The following is a 21,661-nucleotide window of genomic DNA, read 5'->3' as shown; positions in this document are numbered from 1 at the left end:
CTAAAGGGAGCATGACCTTAGTGTTAGAATAGAGCGCTTAGACAGTGTGAGAGACTCAAAAAGCAATCAGCTTTCCGAATTATTATTTAATGCATAAAAAAGAATGCGTTAGATAAGCAAAATTTGTCTGGAAACCATAGAGCTGTGGCACCACCTGATCCCATTCCGAACTCAGAAGTGAAACACAGTATCGCCGATGGTAGTGTGGGGTCTCCCCATGTGAGAGTAGGTCATTTCCAGGCGCCTAATTGACTTGAAAGAGTCGTGAAACAGCCCGCTATTATATAGCGGGCTTTTTTACGTCTGTAATTTGTTGAAATTATGGCTTGGTTTATCTGAACATCATACTTGTGTGGCCGATATGCCCATGCCAAATAGGTGATTCCTAGGCGCCTAATAAGTAAAATAAGTAGCTGCATTTAAAATAACTTCACGTTTTCATTGATGAGGGCTGAATAAGCTGGCATGGTTTAAAGCTAGTAAGATCATTGGCCTGCAGGTTTTCATCTTTTTAAGCATAATTCCACAATATTGTAGTTAATATTATAGAATCGTTTTGATTAACTGAAGCTAACACCATTTATGTCTCATTTATTATTGAAATAATGCTCTGTAATGACTCTATATCGCAACTCTATGTTTTAGCGCATAGTGTGTATTGTTAACGCTATTAAAACGTTAATTTAACCCTTACACTACAAATAGCTTAATGACCTTGAGTAATATTAATGAAACCAATTATTTGTAGCAGTGCATTAGAGGCCGTGTCCTTAATTGAAAGTGGTGAAACCTTGTGGACTCATTCCATGGGGGCAACCCCAACATTATTGTTAGACGCGTTAGCCCAACATGCGTTAACAAAGCATGGTTTAACATTATTGCAGTTGCATACCGAGGGTGCAGAGTCGTTAAGTGATCCCCGTTTAAAGGATCATCTACGCCATCGTTGTTTCTTTGCTGGCACACCCACGCGCTCGCTGTTGCAACAAGGTGATGCCGATTATGTGCCTATTTTTCTTTCTGAAGTACCCAAGTTGTTTCGTTCCGGCGAACAGCATATCGATACCGCGATTATTCAAGTTTCCCCACCAGATAAACATGGTATCTGTTCGTTAGGTATATCGGTTGAGGCAACTTTAGCGGCCTGCCAAATGGCGGGTAAAATCATAGCCCATATTAACCCTATGATGCCTCGCACCCATGGTGATGGTTTTATTCATTATCATAAGCTTGCTGCAGTGTATGAGCAGAGTATGCCGTTACCGCAACATCTATTTGCCCCAAGTGATGCGACAAGCTTAGCTATCGGCCAGAATGTGGCTAAGTTAGTACGAGATGGCGCTTGCCTACAAATGGGCATAGGTGCAATTCCAGACGCTGTATTGGCGTGTTTAACCGGACATAAAGATTTAGGCGTACACACCGAGCTATTTTCAGATGGAGTGCTTAATCTGGTTGAACTTGGGGTTATCAATAATAGTCGTAAAAAGGTCCATCCCGGTAAGACAGTGACAGGCTTTGCATTGGGTAGCCAACGACTTTATGACTTTGTTGATGATAACCCCTCGGTAATATTTATGGATATTGAGCAAGTAAATGACACTGCGATTATTCGTAAAAATCCGAATGTAATGTCAATAAACTCCGCGTTACAGGTCGATATTTCAGGGCAGGTGTGTGCTGACTCATTGGGCACGCAAATTTATTCAGGTGTAGGCGGCCAGATGGACTTTATCCGCGGCGCTGGCCTTTCTGAAGGCGGCCGATCTGTCATCGCATTGCCAAGTACTGCGGCTAATGGCACTGTGTCGCGGATAGCCACAGTATTATCCCCTGGCGCTGGCGTGGTAACCACCCGTGCGCATGTACACTATATCGTCACAGAGTATGGAACCGCTTATCTACGCGGTAAGTCATTACGCGAGCGAGCCCGAGCGCTTATTGATATTGCTCATCCAAAGTTTAGAGAACAGCTTTGCCAAGAAGCCTTTGATATGTGGCAAATTACGGTTTAAATTCGGTTAACTGAACAGTTTGAGTGAGTTTTTGTTTATGGCCTGCGGCTATTGACGTTGTCCGCAGGCCATAATATAAAAAATTAAAACGATTATTCGTTTAACACACCAACAAGGTTTATGATTGAAGAGTCTCGATAATGAAGTTGATGTGAGGTCTAATCATGATAATAGCTTGCCCCCATTGCGATACCTTAAATCGCATCCCTGAAGAACGTCTTGAACAACAACCGACTTGTGGGAAATGTAAACAAAGCCTATTCGTTGGTGAACCGATAGAGCTTACTGCTGCCAATTTTAGCCTCCATGCTAATAAATCAGAGTTACCACTGGTGGTCGACTTTTGGGCTAGCTGGTGCGGTCCGTGTAAAAACTTTGCGCCGGTATTTACTCAAGCAGCCAAGAAATGGGAACCTAAGTTTCGTTTCGGCAAGCTCAACACCGAAGAGCAACAAGCCCTTGCTGCCCAATTCAATATTCGCTCGATCCCAACCCTGATGGTATTTAAACAAGGCAAAGTGCTTGCACAACAATCCGGCGCTATGCCTGCATCATCATTTAACCAATGGCTAGAGTCGATTAAATAGATTTTGGACTTTAGATTACTCATTAAAAACGCGATAAACTATCGCGTTTTTGTTTAGCTTTATTTTGATTGTTGTTTAAAAGGAATTGATAAACATGAAAAAAATCTTAGTTATCTGTTTACTTAGTCTCGTGATATTTGGCTTTTTGGATCAAAAGGGTCAAACCACTCAAATTGTACAAAACGTTTATGCTGGCTATACCGCTGGCAGCGATAGTGCGTTACAAAATGCCATTGATAATAAGCAGAGTAACCTTCAAATCGGTGGTTCAGGGGATGTGGTAAAAATACTTTCCGATGATTTAAAAGGCAGCCGCCATCAACGATTTATTCTAAAAATAGCCAGCGGAAACACGCTATTAGTTGCCCATAATATTGATTTAGCCCCACGGATAGAAAACTTAAATGTCGGTGATACCGTCGAATTTTACGGTGTTTATGAATTTAATAACAAAGGTGGCGTCATCCATTGGACTCACCATGATCCACGCGGACAACATCAAGGCGGCTGGTTAAAACACAATGGCAGCACCTATCAATAGATCGCAGTTTTAATAGTATCCAAACAACTCAAAGTTCTCGGGCAACAATCTGGTTGAGTGATCCATGAGAGAGGAACCTTGTGATCTTAATCCAAACGAAGTTTGGACATAAAAAAGAATAACCGTGATTATTCAAGGTTACTCTTTTCGGGATCACTCTTTATTCAGGAGCTCTATCTACTCAGGGCCGCTCTCTATTCTGGATCATAGTCCAATATTGGTGCCAACCATCGTTCAGTCTCTTCCAATGTCATGCCTTTACGCTTAGCGTAGTCTTCTACCTGATCTTTACCAATATTGGTCACGCCAAAATAGCGCGATTTAGGATGAGCAAAGTACCAGCCAGAGACCGCAGCGGTTGGGTACATGGCGAAGCTTTCGGTGATGTTCAAATCGATAGTTTCATCGGGTTTGAGTAAGTCCCATAACAAACCTTTTTCGGTGTGGTCTGGACATGCAGGGTAACCTGGTGCTGGGCGAATGCCTTTATAACGCTCACGAATTAACGCTTCATTGTCGAGCACTTCATCTGCGGCATAACCCCAAAACTCTTTACGAACACGTTCGTGCATACGCTCGGCAAAAGCTTCGGCTAAACGGTCTGCTAAGCATTTAAGCATAATCGCGTTGTAGTCATCGTGATTGGCTTCAAAGCGGGCAACATGTTCATCAATTCCATGCCCCGTCGTTACCGCAAAACCGCCCATGTAATCAGCAACGCCTGAATCTTTTGGTGCAACAAAGTCAGATAAACAAAAGTTGTCGTTACCGACACGTTCAAGCTGCATACGCAAATGATGAGTGGTCATTTCTAATGTGGTGCGGCTTTCATCGGTATACAGTTCAATGTCGTCATGGTTGACGGTATTGGCTGGGAATAAACCGATCACTGCTTTGGCGGTAAGCCACTTTTCAGCAATAATTTGCTTCAACATAGCTTGGCCATCGGCAAATAATTTAACCGCTTCTTCGCCTACCACTTTGTCTTTTAAAAGTTCTGGGTAATGACCGTGCAGCTCCCAGCTTCTAAAGAACGGTGTCCAGTCGATACGTGCAACTAAGTCTTCTAGTGGGTAGTCATCAAACACTTGGCGACCTAACACGTTAGGCGTAAATGGAGTGTAGTTTTCCCAGTCGTGTTTACAACGGTTTTCGCGCGAATCTTCTATCGACACTATGGTTTTACGCTTAGTTTGTGATAAACGTTTTTCACGCATCATGTCGTATTCAACGTAAGCTTCGTCAATGGTCGCTTGGCGTGTTTCGTTGTTAATCAGTTTTGACACCATAGGCACGGCGCGCGAGGCATCGGCAATGTAAATGGCACCGTGTGGATAATGCGGAGCTATTTTTACTGCAGTATGAATTTTAGAGCAGGTTGCACCGCCGATAATAGCAGGGATGGTTAAGCCTTCACGGTGGAAGGTTTTCACGTTATGTACCATTTCATCAAGACTTGGTGTAATAAGACCTGACATGCCGATAATGTCAATATTGTGCTCTTTTACTGCATCGAGAATTTTATCGACCGATACCATCACCCCAAGATCGACCACTTCGTAGCCGTTACAAGCGAGTACTACACCAACGATATTTTTACCGATGTCATGAACATCACCTTTTACCGTGACCATTAAAATTCGCCCGTTTGACTGACCGGCAACCTTTTCAAGCTCAATATATGGATTAAGATAAGCCACGGCTTTTTTCATTACCCGAGCCGATTTAACCACTTGGGGTAAAAACATTTTGCCCGCGCCAAATAAGTCGCCAACCACGTTCATGCCATCCATTAATGGTCCTTCGATAACATCGAGAGGGCGCACGGCTTCTAGGCGGGCAGCTTCAGTATCTTCATCAATAAATTCGGTGATACCTTTAACTAAGGCATGGGATAAACGCTTAGATACTGGCCAACTGCGCCAGGCTAAATCTTCTTTTTTGGCCACTTGTGAGCCATCACCTCTAAAGCTTTCAGCGATGTCGAGTAGTTGTTCGGTGTTACTTGAGTCGGCAACCGGGCAAGGTAAGTTTTGGACTACGTTTTCAACCCGTTTTTTGAGCTCTGGGTCAATATCATCGTATATGGCTAACTGACCTGCGTTAACAATACCCATGTCCATGCCTGCTTGAATGGCATGGTATAAAAACACCGCGTGAATAGCTTCGCGTACTGGGTTGTTACCACGGAACGAGAATGACACGTTAGACACGCCACCGGAGATCATCGCGTGTGGCAAGGTGGCTTTGATGTCTTTAATGGCTTCGATAAAGTCGACTGCATAGTTGTCGTGTTCATCAATACCGGTGGCAATGGCGAAGATATTGGGGTCGAAAATAATGTCTTCTGGTGGAAAGCCGACAACATCGACCAAAATACGATAAGCACGGGTACAAATTTGGGTTTTACGTTCACGTGTATCGGCTTGGCCGTCTTCGTCAAAGGCCATGACAATGGCGGCAGCGCCATAGCGTTTCACTAAGGTGGCTTGTTCGATAAATTTGGCTTCGCCTTCTTTCATCGAAATAGAGTTTACAATCGACTTGCCTTGAACGCATTTAAGGCCGGCTTCAATCACTTCCCATTTTGATGAGTCAATCATGATTGGCACGCGAGAGATGTCGGGCTCAGAGGCGATTAAGTTTAAAAACTTCGCCATAGACGCCACGCCATCGAGCATACCTTCGTCCATGTTGACGTCGATAATTTGCGCGCCGTTTTCAACCTGCTCGCGCACGACATCTAACGCTTCTTCGAACTTTTCTTCTTTAATTAAGCGTAAAAACTTGGCCGAACCAGTCACGTTTGCGCGCTCGCCGACATTCACAAATAACGAGTTTTTATCAATGGTGAGTGGCTCTAGGCCCGATAAACGACACGCGACTGGAAGATCTGGGATCTGTCTTGGTTCGTGTCTGAGTACTGCTTCTCGGATGGCGCTAATGTGAGCTGGTGTACTGCCACAACAGCCGCCGACAATATTGAGCATGCCTTCTTGCGCCCATTGATTAATGACTTCGGCCATTTCTTCTGGGGTTTCATCGTAGCCGCCAAATTCGTTGGGTAAGCCAGCATTAGGGTGGGCAGAGACATAGCATTCGGCAATACGTGACAATTCTTCAACGTACGGGCGTAACTCTTTTGGTCCTAGGGCGCAGTTAAGGCCAATCGATAACGGCTTGATGTGGCGTAAAGAGTTATAGAAGGCTTCGGTTGTTTGGCCGGTTAGTGTACGGCCTGAGGCGTCGGTAATAGTGCCAGAAATCATGACAGGTAAGCGATCGCCAAGCTGATCGAATACTTTTTCAATCGCAAATAGCGCGGCCTTGGCATTTAAGGTATCAAAAATGGTTTCAACCATAATGATATCGGCGCCGCCTTCAATTAAGGCGCTGGTTGATTCGACATAGGCTTCAACTAATTGATCGAAACTGACATTACGAAACCCTGGGTCGTTAACGTCTGGGCTGATAGAACAGGTACGGTTGGTTGGGCCTAATACACCGGCAACATAACGTGGTGAACCAGTTTGTGCTGCTACTTCATCTGCTGCTTGGCGAGCAACTCGGGCGCCAGCAAGGTTAATTTCAGCGGCCAGTGACTGCATATCGTAGTCGGCCATGGCAATGGTGGTGGCATTAAAGGTGTTGGTTTCAATAATGTCGGCACCGTTTAACAGGTACTGAGTATGAATATCTTTAATGATTTGCGGTTGGCTGAGTACTAATAAGTCATTGTTGCCTTTAACATCGCAATGCCAATCTTTAAAACGCTCGCCACGATAATCTTCTTCTTCCAACTTATAGTCTTGGATCATGGTGCCCATAGCGCCATCTAAAATCACAATACGCTGCGCTAACAATGCGTTAAGTTGTTTAAGAGTTTGACTGTAAGAAGTCGATTTCGCCATAACAGTTACCTTTTTATCACTATGTTGCTTGATACCTTGATTGAGATAAGCATACCCTTAAATCTATGTAAAAGGGCGATATCCGCATTGAACATATCAATGGGTCAATTTAAATGCTTATCTGCTAAGATTACGTTTAGACATATAAACGTATAGACGGCTATAGTACGCGAGTTTTTATAATAAGGGCAAGGCTGAATTAAGCACTATTTGGCTTAAAAATTAAGTTAACATCAGAATGTTTAATCTAAGTGAGTATAAATTTTCCATTTTTAGGCAACACAAGATATTGTTTAACAATAATTTATTATCTTGAGTAAGGATTTATTTTAATGAAACAAGCCAAGATAGTGTTTTTACGTCACGGTGAATGTGAAGGCGGTGAAATAGCACGTGGTCAAATTGATGTGCCATTAACGCCGCAAGGCCATGAACAAATGTGCCAAGCCTTTGCTAGTGTCACGCACCCAATAAGCCATATTTTTAGTTCGCCTTTAGTGCGCTGTAAAAGCTTTGCAGCAAGCTTGTCACAGCAATTAACCGTGCCGCTAGATCTTGTGCCAGCTTTGCAAGAGATAAACTTTGGCGTATGGGATGGCCAAGCATTTGATAAAATTTATCATAAAAGCCCAAGCCAGTTTGATGCTTATTGGCGGGATCCATGGAATGTTGAAAACACCCCCGAGAAGGGCGAAAGTGTGGTCGATTTTGCAGAGCGGGTACAACAAGGATTAATTGAGGTTGTAGCCTGTTTACAGCGAGTGTTGAATGAAGCAGATGAATCAATTCCACAGGCATTGGTGGTGACCCATGGTGGCGTAATTCGATGCATTATGGGACATGTGCTAAATGCCGGCCAATGTAGTGGATTATTCGCTAACCTAGCGATCCCCTATGCTGCTATTATGGTGCTCGATGTTTATTGGCCTGACGATGTTGATATTATTGATAGTTCTCAGCCAGCGGCAATGGAGAGTGAGCCTGCTAAAGTGAGCTTTAGATTACATTGGCCTAAGGCTTAATTGTGATTGCTTTAGTGCCATTGCTTAGTTGTTGCAGCGTCATAATGATGATTTTTTCAAAATTATAACGTTAAGCTAAGGATTTTTAAGATCATTGTTGTAAGATCATAGCTTCAAAATAATAGTGCTTTTCAAGGTATTGGGAATTGGGATAAGCCCAAACTGTACCCGCAACTGTAAATGACCCATTTCGTATGGGGCATAAGTCAGATACCAGCTTTGAATCGCCTCAATATCCATGCCTAAGCGGGTGACTTAGGGGAGTTATTAAATAGATGTATGTGTTAATTAATTGGACATGGCGAGGTCTCTTACATGTCTAAATCTGTATTAGATGTAAATCATCTTTTTTGGCAAATCGATAATAAAACGATTCTGGCGGATATTCATTTCAGTCTATCTCAAGGGCAGATGTTAGGTGTTATAGGCCCAAATGGTGCAGGTAAGTCTAGTCTGTTGCGCTGTTTGTACCGTTACATTGTGCCGACCAGCGGCGATATAAACATTTTTTCTAAATCCATCAGTAAATATTCTTCTAGGTTGTTAGCGCAGAACATTGCTGTGGTACAACAAGATACTCCGCATTATTTTGACATCACTACCGAGCAGTTAGTGGCGATGGGGCTGACACCGCATAAAGGCTTATTTGACGCTAACACTGCCCAAGACCGCGAGCGTGTGTTAAGTGCATTAACCAAAGTGGGATTACAACAAAAAGCACAGCAACAGTATGAACTGTTATCTGGCGGCGAAAAGCAACGTGCCTTGATTGCCCGCGCTATTGTGCAACAACCTCATATTCTTATTTTAGATGAACCAACCAATCATTTAGATATTCGTTATCAAATTCAAATTCTTGAATTGGTTAAATCATTAGGTATTAGTGTTATAGCCTCTATCCATGATTTGAATTTAGCCAGTGCGATGTGCGATAAATTATTGCTGCTTGATCACGGCAAGTTAATTGCTAAAGGTACGCCAACAGAAGTGCTTACCGAACGCCAAATTAGTGAGGTGTTTGGTGTGTGTTGCGATATTAATAACCATCCGCAAAACGGTAAGCCGCTTATTAGCTATTTTTATGGTTACCAAGCAAGTCAGAAAGGACGCCTAGATCATGATTGATGCATCACAACGTCGCTATTATTTGTATTTCAGTTTGTTGGTTTTAGCCACGCTGATCACCCCTTTTTTTGCGGCTAGTTTTGGCGCGGCCAATATACATATTAACGATGTGTTAATGAGCTTTAATAGCTTACTGAGTAATGAGATCCCCAGTGCTATTGTTGGAAATGATCATGGCACAACGCTAACTCAACGTATTGTGCTTGAATTACGTTTACCGCGGATATTGTTAGCTTTTGTGGCGGGGGCAGGGTTGTCAATTGCTGGCAGTGTGCTGCAAACCGTCACCCGTAATCCGTTAGCCGATCCCTATTTATTTGGCATTAGTTCTGGTGCGTCATTTGGTGCTGTGTTGGTGGTGTCATTATTCAGTCAAACGGGCTTATTTGCTGATTTTCTATCTGGGGTATTGACCATTAAACCAAGTTATACGCCACAAGCTTGGTGGTCTTGGTCAACGTTAAGCATACCAATAGGTGCGTTTATTGGTGCGAGTTTGTCGGTATTGATCGTGTTTATCTTGTCGGGTTCTGGTCGAACTAGTCAAGTTGAACGTATGTTGTTGTCTGGTGTAGCGACCTCATTTTTGTTTGGTGCATTAACCAGTTTGCTATTGTATTTCTCTACCCCACAAGCTGCAGCGTCAGTGTTATTTTGGAGCTTAGGCAGCTTTGCTAAAGCAAGTTGGTCTAATTTACTGCTACCCAGTGTTACGGTTGGTGCAAGTTTATTGATTATGTTGGCATTTAGACGGCAAATTATGGCGCTGCAAGCAGGTGATGAAACTGCGCACACGTTAGGTATTAATGTCGCCAAATTACGTTTAAGTATGTTGTTATTGTGTTCACTGATCACCGCGATGTTGGTGGCGACTTGTGGCGGTATTGGTTTTGTGGGGTTGATGATCCCGCATACCGTTAGGCTATTGTTCTCTGGACGTCAGCCGATGATCTTAACCGCCATGTTAGGTGGTTTGTTTATGGTGTGGATTGACGTGATAGCCCGATGTATTTTAGGCAATCAAGAACTGCCAGTCGGTATTATTACAGCCGCATTAGGCAGTGTATTTTTCTTGTTTATTTTGCGCCAGCGCCGTTAATCCTTTAGACATTCGAATGTGAACAGTGATAAGCACTTTATTAAGTACTTTTATATGGACTGTGATGCACATTATGTTGAAATGTATTTGCACAAGTTATTGGAGTTGTGATGTTTGTGATAGAGCCTATTAGCCCTAAAGTTGATGATGATATTCAGCATAAGATTAATCAAAAAACCAAACCGTTAGGGGCGTTAGGGCAACTTGAATCGTTGGCATTGCAGATCGCTCGGGTGCAGCACAGTGGTAATCAACACCTTTTAAGTACACCACTGCAAATTAAAAAACCGACCATGTTGGTGTTTGCTGCCGACCATGGTATTGCTGCTTTCGGTGTTTCGATTGCACCTAGCGAAGTCACCATACAAATGGTACAAAATTTTGTTCAAGGTGGTGCGGCAATTAATGTGTTTTGTCGCCAAGTGGGTTTTGAGCTGGAGATAATTGATTGTGGAATATTACAGCCACTAACAGACCAAGCCAAAGTGATTGATCAGCGCTTAGGCGCGGGTACTAATGCAATGCATTTGACTGCCGCAATGTCGCTTGAAAAAGTCGCATTGGGGTTTGAGCTTGCTCGCCAGTTGGTTAGCCGTCATGTTGATGCTGGTTGCAATATTATTGCCTTGGGTGAAATGGGTATTGGCAACACATCTGCCGCGACAGCGGTAATGTCAGCTATGCTTAATATCAATGTTGAACAATGTGTTGGTCGAGGCACTGGAATAGACGATGCCACCTTGGTAATCAAAACCAAATTAATTAACCAAGCGCTTGATTTACATCAACATGAACTAGTGTCTCCTGAGGCTATTTTGGCACATGTAGGTGGGTTTGAAATTGTGCAAATGACTGGGGCAATTTTGGCTGCTGCGGAACAAAAAATATTAGTGCTAATAGATGGTTTTATCGCTACTGCTGCTGCATTAGTTGCGGTAACATTATTTCCACAAGCAAGAGATTATTTAGTCTTTGCTCATGAGTCGCAAGAGCAGGGACATAAGCTTCTTTTAAAACAGTTACAAGCAACTCCATTGCTGTCGCTGGGTTTAAGACTTGGAGAGGGTACAGGTGCTGCGTTAGCGTTACCGTTAATTCACGCTGCGGTGAATTTTTACAATCAAATGGCCAGTTTCGATGATGCTGGCGTTAATAATGTGGTTTAAAGGAATAAAATGTCTGGCGAGATAAAATGGTTGCGGCAGTTAAATTTATTTTTTGTGGCGTTGAGTTTTTTTACTCGGATCCCTGTTCCATCATGGGTAATGATAGACAGTGACGAGCTGAACAAAGCTAGCCGTTATTTTGGCTTGGTCGGTTTAGTCATAGGCTTAATAAGTGCGTTGGTTTTTTGGCTCGCGCAGCTTATTTTACCGGCGAGCATTGCGATTTTGCTAGCAATGGTGGCGGGTGTATTAGTGACCGGAGGCTTTCATGAGGACGGTTTAGCTGACACAGCAGACGGCTTTGGTGGTGGTTGGACGGTAGAAGATAAACTGCGAATTATGAAAGATTCGCGCTTAGGCAGTTATGGTGCTTTAGCGTTAGTGTTGGTGCTATTACTGAAATGGCAATTGTTAGTTGAGTTAGCATTATATAGCCCAATGGCTGCGGTAAGTGCGCTTATAGTGGGTCATACTCTCAGTCGCGTTGTGTCTGGTAGCTTAATTTTTAGTGGGCAATATGTGCGCGACGACGACAGCAGCAAGTCGAAACCAATGGCGGAAAATCAACAGTTAAACGACTTACTTATTTTACTTGCCAGTGGTATTTTTGTGTTGCTCTGGCTTAATGGGGTTGTCGCTTTTGTGTTGTTTATTGGCTTATGGTTGGCGCGTATTTTATTGGGCGGTTTTTTCCGTAAACAAATTGGTGGTTATACTGGCGACACCTTAGGCGCAGCACAGCAAATTAGTGAAGTGTGTTGTTATCTGGTAATTTTAGCGGTTGGGATAAGCTGATGATTCATTTGGTGTTGGGCGGTGCGCGTAGTGGTAAGAGTCGGTTTGCCGAGCAATGTGTGGCCGAATACGCAGCGATTGGTTATTCATGTGTTTACTTAGCCACAGCAACAGCATTAGACGATGAAATGTCTGAGCGTATTAATCAACACCAACAAGACCGTATGTCCAGCGCCCATAGCTGGACATTGCACGAACAAGCTTACGATATTGCCCAAACATTAGTGGCAATAGATAAACCACAACAAGTGATATTGCTTGATTGCCTGACCTTATTATTAACCAATCACTTATTATTAAATGATGGCGCCTCGTGGGCCAGCCAAAAGTCATTATTCATCGACAGTTTGTCTGCATTACAAAGCCATGTGGTGTTAGTCAGCAATGAAGTGGGCTCTGGCATTGTTCCTATGGGTGAGTTAAATCGCCGTTTTGTTGATGAAGCCGGTTGGCTCAATCAAGCCGTAGCGGCGATATCTGATCAAGTTACTTTGGTGGTCGCTGGGCTGCCTTTGGTCTTAAAAGCATAATGTCATTGGCTGACGATCAATCTTCAACCATTCCACAATTGTATGGCGCATTAATGGTACAAGGCACCACTTCTGATGCGGGTAAAAGTACACTGGTTGCTGGACTATGCCGAGTATTTTCCCGGCAACACGTCAATGTAGCACCTTTTAAACCACAAAATATGGCGTTAAACAGTGCGGTTACTGTCGATGGTGGCGAAATTGGCCGCGCCCAAGCACTACAAGCCTTTGCATGTAACATCCCACCTCATACCGATTTTAACCCCGTATTATTAAAACCAAGTTCAGACACTGGCGCCCAAATCATTATTCACGGTAAAGCGTTAACCACATTAGAAGCCAAGGCTTTTTTTGGTCCACAGAGCCAAGGCTATAAAACCTTAGCTTTGGCGGCGGTAATGCAATCTTACAGGCGCTTGCAACAGCAATACTCATTGGTGGTGATAGAGGGTGCGGGTAGTCCTGCCGAAATCAATTTACGTGAAGGTGATATTGCCAATATGGGCTTTGCCGAAGTAGCCGATTGCCCTGTGATCATTATTGCTGACATTGATAAAGGTGGCGTTTTTGCGCATCTGGTGGGTACGTTAGCGCTGTTAAGTCCAAGTGAGCAAGCGAGGGTTAAAGGCTTTGTGATTAATCGTTTTCGAGGCGATATGAGCTTATTACAGCCGGGAATCGATTGGCTTGAACAATACACCAATAAACCAGTATTGGGCGTGCTACCGTATTTACACGACTTACATCTAGATGCTGAAGATGCATTAATTGACACGCCCATTAATCCATTAACAGACACATCCGCTAGGTTAACTGTATTGGTTTTAGTGTACCCGAGGATCAGTAATCACACCGACTTTGATCCGCTGCGCTTACATCCACAAATTGATTTTCATTATGTGAGCATGCAAAGCGATGCTAGTTCGGCGGTGTGGCCTCACGCCGATATCATCATTTTGCCTGGCAGTAAAAATGTCCGTGCGGATTTAGCTTTTATGCGTCAGCAAGGTTGGGATATTAAGCTCAAACATCATTTACGTTACGGCGGTAAAGTCATCGGTATTTGTGGCGGTTATCAAATGATGGGTGAGCTTATTGATGACCCTTTAGGCATTGAAGATAACGCTGGTTGCAGTGACGGATTGGGCCTATTGCCTATTACTACCGTATTAACGGTTAGTAAAACCTTAACTCAAGTAAGGGGTCACTTACGCTTACAAGACCAGCAGGCCGAGTTTAGTGGCTATGAAATTCATTGTGGTGAGTCTTCACTCACTCAAGGTGACCTAACGCAACCCATGTTGATTAAACATGTGGCCGATCAACCGTTGCCGGAGGCGAAACTCGACGGCTTACTGAGTAATGACCAACAAATTTTAGCAACATATATACACGGCTTGTTTGACAGCCCCCAAGCGTGCCAACTCATATTAGGCTGGGCAGGGTTAACCAACGCGCAGCATATTGATATTAACCAAATCCGCGAGCAGCAACTAAATCGTCTTGCCGACGTATTAGAAGCGCATTTGGACATGAACACACTGAAAGGATTAATTGCATGACAACTGATAACCACGACACTGAACAAGATAACGCTATTGACGCAAGCAAAGCTGAACGTCATAAAGCCCGCCAGCAGAAAGTCAAAGTGGGGGTGGATGCCAAAATTGCCGCCGCACAAGACGAAAAAGGCATTTTGTTAGTATTAACTGGTAACGGTAAAGGCAAATCAACCTCTGGTTTTGGTTCGATTACTCGCGCTGTAGGCCATGGACATAAAGCCGCAGTAGTACAATTTATTAAAGGTACTTGGGCGTGCGGCGAGCGTAATTTACTTGAGGGTGCAGGTGTGCCATTTCATGTCATGGGCACAGGTTTTACTTGGGAAACTCAAGACAAAGAAAAAGACACTCAAGCAGCAATGGAAGCCTGGCTTGAAGCTGAAAAGTTACTTAAAGATGAATCGATTAACATGGTTTTGTTAGATGAATTAACTTACATGGTGAGTTACCACTATATCGAACTTGAACGGGTATTAACGGCTTTAAGAAATCGCCCTGCGATGCAACACGTTATTATTACTGGCCGAGCTTGTCACCGTGACATCATTGAATTAGCCGATACGGTGAGCGAAGTACAACCCATTAAACATGCGTTTAACGAAGGTATTAAAGCGCAGTTAGGCTTTGATTATTAAATTTTAATTAGTAGACAATATCGCTTGGGCGCTGCGATATTGTTAGCACTAAATTGATTGCTCAATGACGTTAAATATTACCGCTATTGGTCTGTGACCACAGAATTAACATGAGGGACAAACTAACGAGCGGTGATTTTTTCTAATTCGCCATTTTGTTTCAAGGCGTTCAAAGCTTAGCGCATACTTTTTGCTAATGTTTCATCAGTATCTTTATGGTGAGTAACAGACCATAGTACTTTGCTAAACAACGTATTCATCAGCCCAATCTTTTAAGCGTTCTAAAATGTCTAAGGCTGTGCGGCCAAAATCGGTTATAGCATAAGACACCGCAATAGGACGATCACTAATCACATGACGAGTCACTAACCCTTGGGCTTCTAATTCTTTAAGGCGTTGGTCGACCATTTTTTTACTTGCCCCGCCTAGCATGCGCGATAAATCATTAAATCGTACTGGGCCATCTTGCAGGTGCCATAAAATTGATGCTTTCCATTTACCGCCTAATACACGCATACCGCGCTCGACCGAGCAGGGTTCAGCACAAGCATTGATAACTTTTTTTTGACCGTTAGTCATTGTTTCAATTTTAGTTTTCATTAATCCAACCTAGGTTACCAAAAGTATACTAGTTGCTTTTGTATTCCATTGTATCAAAATGGTTATCAATAAATCTATTCATCTATCAAACAAACAGGCTAGCGCCACTTTAATACCATTAAGGAATGTTTCTCTATGGCAGTATTAACCTCTTACGATCCCACGAGTTATCACAAAGTTGATGGTGGTGAACACATTGAAGCCATTGCGGTCGGTAGTGTCGAAATAACCCCTATTGAGCTGTTACCCGCAGTGATAAACAATGCGAAAGTTGCTCAAAAAGCTTGGGCAAGTTTGCCGTTAATAGAACGCCAACAATATGTGGTTAAAGCGTATCAGCAGCTGGTGGCCGTACAAGATGAGCTTGCAACACTTATAGGTCAAGAGATGGGTAAAGATTATCGTCGCGCTACTTATGAAGTGGGAGGAACGATACAAAATGCGCCTTATTTTGCCAGTGAAATAAGTGATGCCTTAACGACTGAGCAAATTGATAATCGTACGGAATTACAATATCGACCATTAGGTGTTGTGGCTGTGATTTCGCCTTGGAACTACCCGATAGCCATGGCCAATAACTTACTGATGCCTGCGCTTATAGCGGGTAACAGTGTGATATTAAAGCCGTCGGAATTGACGCCTTTAGTGGCTGAGTTGTTTATTAAAACACTTAATAAAGTGTTACCAGAACATGTGTTGCAAGTGGTTCAAGGTGATAAAGCCCTTGGCCAAGCATTAGTGGCTGCAGACATTAATATGGTGGCATTTACAGGCTCAATGGCCGCTGGTAAAAACATTATGGCCAATGCAGCTTCTGGCTTAAAACGTTTGGTAATGGAGCTGGGTGGCAATGACCCCTTGATTGTGATGGCCAGCGCCAATATCGATTCTGCGGTTAGATTCGCTGTCGCCAGTTCGTTTGAAAACGCCGGACAGATGTGTACCTCAACGGAACGAGTTTATGTTGATGAGCGTATTGCCGCTGAGTTTGAACAAAAAGTAGTAGCTTTAGCCAGCCGCTATCGCGTAGGCGCATGGGACGCAGCGAATGTGAATATTGGCCCGATAGTCAATCCAGCTCAGCACCAGAAAGTGCTTGAGCAGTTACAAGATGCTAAAGCCAAAGGGGCCAGGTTGTTACTGGGTAGTGATGATTATCCATTACCGTTCATTCACCCTACCGTGGTCACAGGTATTACCCCTGACATGCTGTTAGAGGGAGAAGAAACCTTTGGCCCTGTGGTGGCGATTAGTCACTTTAGCGACATTGATGCAGCCATAGGTCGTGCTAATAACAGTCATTATGGTTTAGCTGCTGTGGTATTTGGTGGCCAAGGCGCTAAAGCCGTTGCTGAGCAACTTGAAGCTGGCATGGTCGGCGTTAATCAAGGTGCTGGGGCAGGTAATGCGCCATGGGTAGGGGCTAAGCAAAGTGGTTTTGGCTTTCATGGTACTGCGGCTGGGCATCGTCAATTTGCCCAAGTGCGGGTAATGAATTATTAATTTTTTGGGGCCAGCTAGCATTTAACTCGCTATTTTCAGTCAACAATCGTTGGCCCACGTTATGGTTAAAGGTATAAAAAATGAATACAACAAATGTAAATTCAGATTATTTTGTCGTGGCACGTGAACCCGGAGCTGAACATCCTGCGTTACCGACATGGGCGAATCATAAAGCCAACATCGCAGAGCTTAATGATGCTGCGTTGGCTGATGCACAGCAGCCAAGTGTGAGTAAAAAAATGTTAGCCGAAGTGCCTGGGGCGTTTCAATTACTCAATGTATTGTCGGCCGATGAGTGCAAACGATTAATATCTGCAAGTGAAACTATGGGCTTTTTACCTGATGCGGCGGTGTCTCTGCCTCGTCATGTGCGTCATAACGACAGTTTAACCTGGGTGGTAGATAATGCCACTGAGCAGGTTATTTGGAATAGAGTTAAATCGCTTATGGATGACAACCTAGGTATTTTTGGTGGTAAAGCTGCTTTAGGATTAAATAATCGATTTCGTTTTTATCGCTATAACCAAGGCGATTTTTTTAAGCCGCATTCAGATGGTTCATGGCCAGGCAGCCAAGTCATCGACGGAGAATTAGTGCGGGATGCTTTTGGCGATCGTTACAGTCTGTTGACCTTTTTAATCTTACTGACCGATGATTTTGAGGGTGGTGCTACGCGCTTTTTAGTCAATGCTGACAATCCAGATTTACCAGCTAAACATGGCGATAATGTTAAAACCGTGGATGTACGAACCCCTGCTGGCAGCGTGCTTTGTTTTCCTCATGGCATGCATCCTCTGCATTGTATCCACAGTTCAGAACCGATTTATCAAGGGATTAAATACATCATTCGCACCGATGTATTGTTTGAGTTATAGCGTTACTGATGGGGTCGCGTAGCGATAAGCTTACCTAATGCTTAATATTTCTATTCAAGTATTAGTGGTGGTTTATATGAGTGTTTTTCAACGATGAAATAGGCTTAAATATCGACAGCTTGAATATGGTTTTTTCAAGATAGTGATAGGCATTATTCAAAATCGGCCGCTACTTCAAACACCATGCTTTCACCTGTCGTTGGATGATTTAATGCCAAATATTGGGCGTGTAAATGCAATCTGTTGGTGGCGACACCGTATAAATCATCACCCACAATCGGCATATGCAAACCATCGTGATGGGCGCAATGCATGCGTAATTGATGAGTACGTCCGGTTTTAGGGTATAAGTGCACTAAAGTGCGCAGGCCTTGACGTTGGTGTACCTGCCAAAATGTTTCGGCATGCTTGCCGTATTCATAACACACCAGCTGCTTTGGCCTGTCATCTAAATCAACTCTAAGTGGCAAGCTAATATCGCCTTGTTCGGTATCAGGGGTGCCTTCTATAAGCGCAATATATCGCTTGGTTACACTGCGTTGAATAAATTGCTGCTGCAGGGTTTTATTGGCCTCTTTGGTGAGCGCTATTACCATCAAACCTGAGGTCGACATGTCTAAGCGATGGACAATTAATGGCCCAGTGGCATTGGGAAACTGTTGCTGCATGCGACTAAATACGCTGTCGGTAATATTTTTACCGGGTACCGATAATAACTCCGCGGGCTTATTGATTATGGCCATCACATCATCTTGATAAATAATGTCTATTTGAGTGTCTTTACCGGGATTAATCAGCAAGGGGTCATCATCAACTTGCATGCCTTTAAGCATGTGGGTGAGAATTGGACGGCATTTTCCATGACAAGCTGGGTAGTAGTTTTTGTGTTGTTTTATTTCTGATTTGGGCGATGTTCCCCACCAAAATTCAGCCATGGCAATCGGAGTAAATTGGTGAATAAATGCATATTGCAGTAACTTAGGCGCAGCACACTCGCCTGCACCCGCGGGCGGTAAGTGATTAGGTGCATCGTTAAAAATAGTGTTTAAGTCACGCACTTCACCCAGGATATTTAAAAACTGATATTGAGCAAATAACTTTTTTTGTAAACTGTTAGATAATTGTTTTCGTTGAAGTTTAAGTTTTTTTATTTGTTGTTGCAGCTCGCCTAGCTGTGTTTGTGTTGTGTCTATTTGTGTCTGCCACTGCTGCTTTAATGCATTGAGCTGATGCTTTTGCTGCACGCTTTGGCGACTAAGCTCAATTGATAAGGTTTTATACTCATCACTGCTGATATCGGCCTGGGCTAATGCGTTATCGGCTTGTTCACGGGCGAGCTTACGTTGTTTTCGACTTTCAACTATTGCGTTGCGTTGCTGCTCAAGCTCACGTTCTGCTTGCTGTTGTTGCTGAGTTAACTGCGTGGTTAAGCTTGCCAGTAACGGGTCGCTTTCATGTTGATGGAGTAACTGGTTAATCTGGTTAATCTGCTTGTTTTCAGCGTTAAAAAAGCTGTCTTGGGTCAGCATGTCAAACACTGGCGGTACAAAGGGCTGCAAGATATTTTGATCGGCTAATTTGCCTGAAAATGATGCTAAAAAACCCAGTTGTCCGTGAGTGTCTTTTACCACCAACACTCCAAACATCTTACCAATTACCATGCCGCGATCTTGTTGGCTGTGTAGGCCAAAGTTATGCTGCCAAGGATTAGCCTCGAGCAGATCCTGTTGCAACTGTTGTGCTGCCAATATGGTTAAAGGGTGAGGTTGGTAATAAAACGGAAAGGTAAAAGACTCAGGCAATCCTTGTTCTGCAAGTGTGCTATTGAACGCTATCGCATCATTAAAAGGAATAAAACACGGATCGCTAACAGTCATTACATACACTCACAGCATAAACGGGCGGCTATTTTACCCCGTAGTGGTGTGTGATGCATCTAGTTAGTTTTTCTAGCGATAGGGAGATATTTGTTAGAAAAAAGAAGTGAAGTTTTTAATCAAAATAGGATGCCAATAATTTTGGCATCCTAACAGAATAATCACTTCGCTACTTAACGTGATATCTAAATAATACTAGGTTATCCAGGATGACATTACTTGACCAAATAAACGCTGCCCCCGCACCTGAAAATTGCTGCTGAAAATTCATATAGGCTTTTTTGTTGTCTACGCCAATTTCTTGTTCGGTAAATTCAACAGACTTAGGCCAACTGACATATTCATTGTTAGTCGGCCAGTCTTGAGGTATTTGCCAGTGCAGCGAATAAGCCTTGTCATAGCTATCTCTTCCCTCGGTATTACAACTTTTTGTTAACCGTTGTTGACCGACTTCAGTCGCACAACTTAAGTCATAAATGGGTGCGGTATAAAACGTTTGCGCTGACCAATCTGCGTTAGTGACTGTGCCATCAGAGAAGCTGGCAATTAAGCCGCCGTCGCCGGGATGATATTTTTTACCGCGATTATTCTCAGTTCCTAACCCTGAGCTTTCTTCCCAATCGACGACTTTGATAGCGATGTCATAAGGCTTTTTAACTTTAAATCGGACGATATTAGAGTTAAAAGGCGTAAAAGGAATAGGATCAACGCCGATGAGCTTACCGTTAATAAACAGTTCGAAGTAATTATCGGCAAAAATATAGCCGGTTACTATCTCGCCATCTTTATCGACTTCGATAACCGGCACTGACGATAAATCAACCTCATTTATTGATGCCGGCGTTATCCCTGAGCATTCATTATATAGGTCAGCAGTGAAGTATTGTTGTTGGTATTGAACTGATGCAGGCACTATAAACTCTTGGCCATTGTCGGTTTTTACGCCGATAGGTGATGAGCGCGACTGACCATGTTGGCAGGTAAATAAGTTAGCTTTTGTTACTGTTGCTTGGCCTTCAATAACATGTGCCGTACCGTTGTAATTCAATGGTGCAGCGATTGTTGCAAAACTGGCGAGTAGTAATAACGGTAATATTGTAGATTGCATTGGGTATTCCACTTAAATGCATTGTGCCGACAATACTAAGCTTGCACTTTGTCCGGTTCAATCAAATACCGATAAGTTTACATTTATTTACGCTATATAAAGAAAAAATTCAAAGGGCGAAACTTCGTGTTGGTAAGTTGAAGTGTTTTTTTGTGGTGTAAATGTAAATGCAAATAATTATGACGGTTAATATTGGCAAGACGTTGTTATTAAAGAAAATAGGCGAAGCATAAGTGCTTCGCTTATTAGGTGACTACCGAGAGATGATTGGCTATATTAGTCTTTTACACTCGGTTCAGAGCACACAGCTTGTTGCCATCGGGGTCACGAAGGTAGGCTAGGTATAAGTCCATCCCTGCGCCTGAACGTACGCCAGGAGCGTCTTCACAGGCGGTGCCGCCATTAGCAACGCCAGCTGCATGCCATGCATCGGCTAATGCTGGGGTTTCTGCAGCAAAACCAATAGTTGAGCCATTACCGTGACATGCAGGTTCACCATTAATCGGTTTAGTGAGTAATAAAATACCTGTTGGGGTCATGTAGATACAGCGACCTTTAGGATCTATTTTACCCTCAGCAATACCTAATGCGCCTAAAATGGCATCATAGAATTTTTTTGACGCTTCGATATCATTAACGCCAAGCATAACGTGACTAAACATGGTGACTCTCCTTGTGTAAGTTCAACTGAACTGTAAATTAACTAACTG

Annotated in this window: 18 protein-coding genes, 1 rRNA gene and 1 riboswitch; of the genes, 14 read left to right on the top strand and 5 right to left on the bottom strand. The window is 43.3% G+C overall.

From position 1 onward, the window contains the following. Window positions 1-126: 126 nt before the first annotated feature. From rrf to ABIS04_RS14830, 4 genes are all read left to right on the top strand, one after another. Window positions 127-242, top strand: a 5S ribosomal RNA gene (gene rrf / locus ABIS04_RS14845). Between the two features lie 486 nt (window positions 243-728). Further along, window positions 729-2,015, top strand: a complete 1,287-nt coding sequence (locus ABIS04_RS14840) for an acetyl-CoA hydrolase/transferase C-terminal domain-containing protein (protein WP_350431543.1) — start codon at window positions 729-731, stop codon at window positions 2,013-2,015. Window positions 2,016-2,179: 164 nt separating this feature from the next. After that, window positions 2,180-2,602, top strand: a complete 423-nt coding sequence (gene trxC, locus ABIS04_RS14835) for a thioredoxin TrxC (protein WP_350431542.1) — start codon at window positions 2,180-2,182, stop codon at window positions 2,600-2,602. A gap of 94 nt (window positions 2,603-2,696) precedes the next feature. Continuing rightward, window positions 2,697-3,143 carry a DUF3465 domain-containing protein gene (locus ABIS04_RS14830; protein ID WP_350431541.1) on the top strand — a complete coding sequence of 149 codons (447 nt, stop codon included), beginning with the start codon at window positions 2,697-2,699 and terminating at the stop codon, window positions 3,141-3,143. A gap of 194 nt (window positions 3,144-3,337) precedes the next feature. Here ABIS04_RS14830 and metH read toward each other — a convergent pair whose 3' ends face one another. After that, a complete protein-coding gene (gene metH / locus ABIS04_RS14825; RefSeq protein ID WP_350431540.1) occupies window positions 3,338-7,054 on the bottom strand; it encodes a methionine synthase in 3,717 nt (1,238 codons plus the stop codon). A gap of 332 nt (window positions 7,055-7,386) precedes the next feature. On the opposite strand from metH, the gene ABIS04_RS14820 reads away from it, so the two are divergent. From ABIS04_RS14820 to cobO, 8 genes are all read left to right on the top strand, one after another. After that, window positions 7,387-8,076, top strand: a complete 690-nt coding sequence (locus ABIS04_RS14820) for a histidine phosphatase family protein (protein ID WP_350431539.1) — start codon at window positions 7,387-7,389, stop codon at window positions 8,074-8,076. Window positions 8,077-8,181: 105 nt separating this feature from the next. After that, window positions 8,182-8,313: riboswitch (cobalamin riboswitch) on the top strand. Window positions 8,314-8,391: 78 nt separating this feature from the next. After that, window positions 8,392-9,201, top strand: coding sequence for an ABC transporter ATP-binding protein (locus ABIS04_RS14815; RefSeq protein WP_350431538.1), 810 nt, complete (start codon window positions 8,392-8,394; stop codon window positions 9,199-9,201). Next, a complete protein-coding gene (locus ABIS04_RS14810; RefSeq protein ID WP_350431537.1) occupies window positions 9,194-10,300 on the top strand; it encodes an iron ABC transporter permease in 1,107 nt (368 codons plus the stop codon). Before ABIS04_RS14815 ends, ABIS04_RS14810 begins: the two co-directional genes overlap by 8 nt. Window positions 10,301-10,410: 110 nt before the next feature. Then, on the top strand, window positions 10,411-11,466 hold the full coding sequence (gene cobT / locus ABIS04_RS14805) for a nicotinate-nucleotide--dimethylbenzimidazole phosphoribosyltransferase (RefSeq protein WP_350431536.1): 1,056 nt from the start codon (window positions 10,411-10,413) through the stop codon (window positions 11,464-11,466). Between the two features lie 9 nt (window positions 11,467-11,475). After that, on the top strand, window positions 11,476-12,261 hold the full coding sequence (locus ABIS04_RS14800; RefSeq protein WP_350431535.1) for an adenosylcobinamide-GDP ribazoletransferase: 786 nt from the start codon (window positions 11,476-11,478) through the stop codon (window positions 12,259-12,261). Continuing rightward, window positions 12,261-12,791: a bifunctional adenosylcobinamide kinase/adenosylcobinamide-phosphate guanylyltransferase gene (gene cobU, locus ABIS04_RS14795; protein ID WP_137226016.1), complete on the top strand. Its 531-nt coding sequence runs from the start codon at window positions 12,261-12,263 to the stop codon at window positions 12,789-12,791. The genes ABIS04_RS14800 and cobU overlap by 1 nt, the downstream gene beginning before the upstream one ends. Continuing rightward, a complete protein-coding gene (locus ABIS04_RS14790) occupies window positions 12,791-14,353 on the top strand; it encodes a cobyric acid synthase (RefSeq protein ID WP_371833605.1) in 1,563 nt (520 codons plus the stop codon). The genes cobU and ABIS04_RS14790 overlap by 1 nt, the downstream gene beginning before the upstream one ends. After that, window positions 14,350-14,988: a cob(I)yrinic acid a,c-diamide adenosyltransferase gene (gene cobO / locus ABIS04_RS14785; protein WP_137226020.1), complete on the top strand. Its 639-nt coding sequence runs from the start codon at window positions 14,350-14,352 to the stop codon at window positions 14,986-14,988. The genes ABIS04_RS14790 and cobO overlap by 4 nt, the downstream gene beginning before the upstream one ends. A 243-nt stretch (window positions 14,989-15,231) precedes the next feature. On the opposite strand, the gene ABIS04_RS14780 is transcribed toward cobO, so the two are convergent. Further along, window positions 15,232-15,588, bottom strand: a complete 357-nt coding sequence (locus ABIS04_RS14780) for a helix-turn-helix domain-containing protein (RefSeq protein WP_137226066.1) — start codon at window positions 15,586-15,588, stop codon at window positions 15,232-15,234. Window positions 15,589-15,723: 135 nt separating this feature from the next. Between ABIS04_RS14780 and ABIS04_RS14775 the strand changes: the two genes are divergently transcribed. Together ABIS04_RS14775 and ABIS04_RS14770 are read left to right on the top strand one after the other, a co-directional pair. Beyond that, a complete protein-coding gene (locus ABIS04_RS14775; RefSeq protein WP_350431534.1) occupies window positions 15,724-17,091 on the top strand; it encodes an aldehyde dehydrogenase family protein in 1,368 nt (455 codons plus the stop codon). Between the two features lie 80 nt (window positions 17,092-17,171). Beyond that, window positions 17,172-17,966: a 2OG-Fe(II) oxygenase gene (locus ABIS04_RS14770; RefSeq protein ID WP_350431533.1), complete on the top strand. Its 795-nt coding sequence runs from the start codon at window positions 17,172-17,174 to the stop codon at window positions 17,964-17,966. Window positions 17,967-18,118: 152 nt separating this feature from the next. On the opposite strand, the gene ABIS04_RS14765 is transcribed toward ABIS04_RS14770, so the two are convergent. From ABIS04_RS14765 to ABIS04_RS14755, 3 genes are all read right to left on the bottom strand, one after another. Beyond that, on the bottom strand, window positions 18,119-19,843 hold the full coding sequence (locus tag ABIS04_RS14765; RefSeq protein ID WP_350431532.1) for an RluA family pseudouridine synthase: 1,725 nt from the start codon (window positions 19,841-19,843) through the stop codon (window positions 18,119-18,121). Between the two features lie 169 nt (window positions 19,844-20,012). Continuing rightward, on the bottom strand, window positions 20,013-20,951 hold the full coding sequence (locus ABIS04_RS14760) for a hypothetical protein (protein ID WP_059746541.1): 939 nt from the start codon (window positions 20,949-20,951) through the stop codon (window positions 20,013-20,015). A 284-nt stretch (window positions 20,952-21,235) separates the two neighbouring features. Further along, window positions 21,236-21,613, bottom strand: coding sequence for a VOC family protein (locus ABIS04_RS14755; protein ID WP_350431531.1), 378 nt, complete (start codon window positions 21,611-21,613; stop codon window positions 21,236-21,238). Window positions 21,614-21,661: the final 48 nt, after the last annotated feature.

It is taken from the genome of Shewanella sp. H8 (assembly GCF_040285065.1).
GTDB lineage: Bacteria > Pseudomonadota > Gammaproteobacteria > Enterobacterales > Shewanellaceae > Shewanella > Shewanella polaris.
This window is presented reverse-complemented; position numbering and strand designations above follow the sequence as displayed.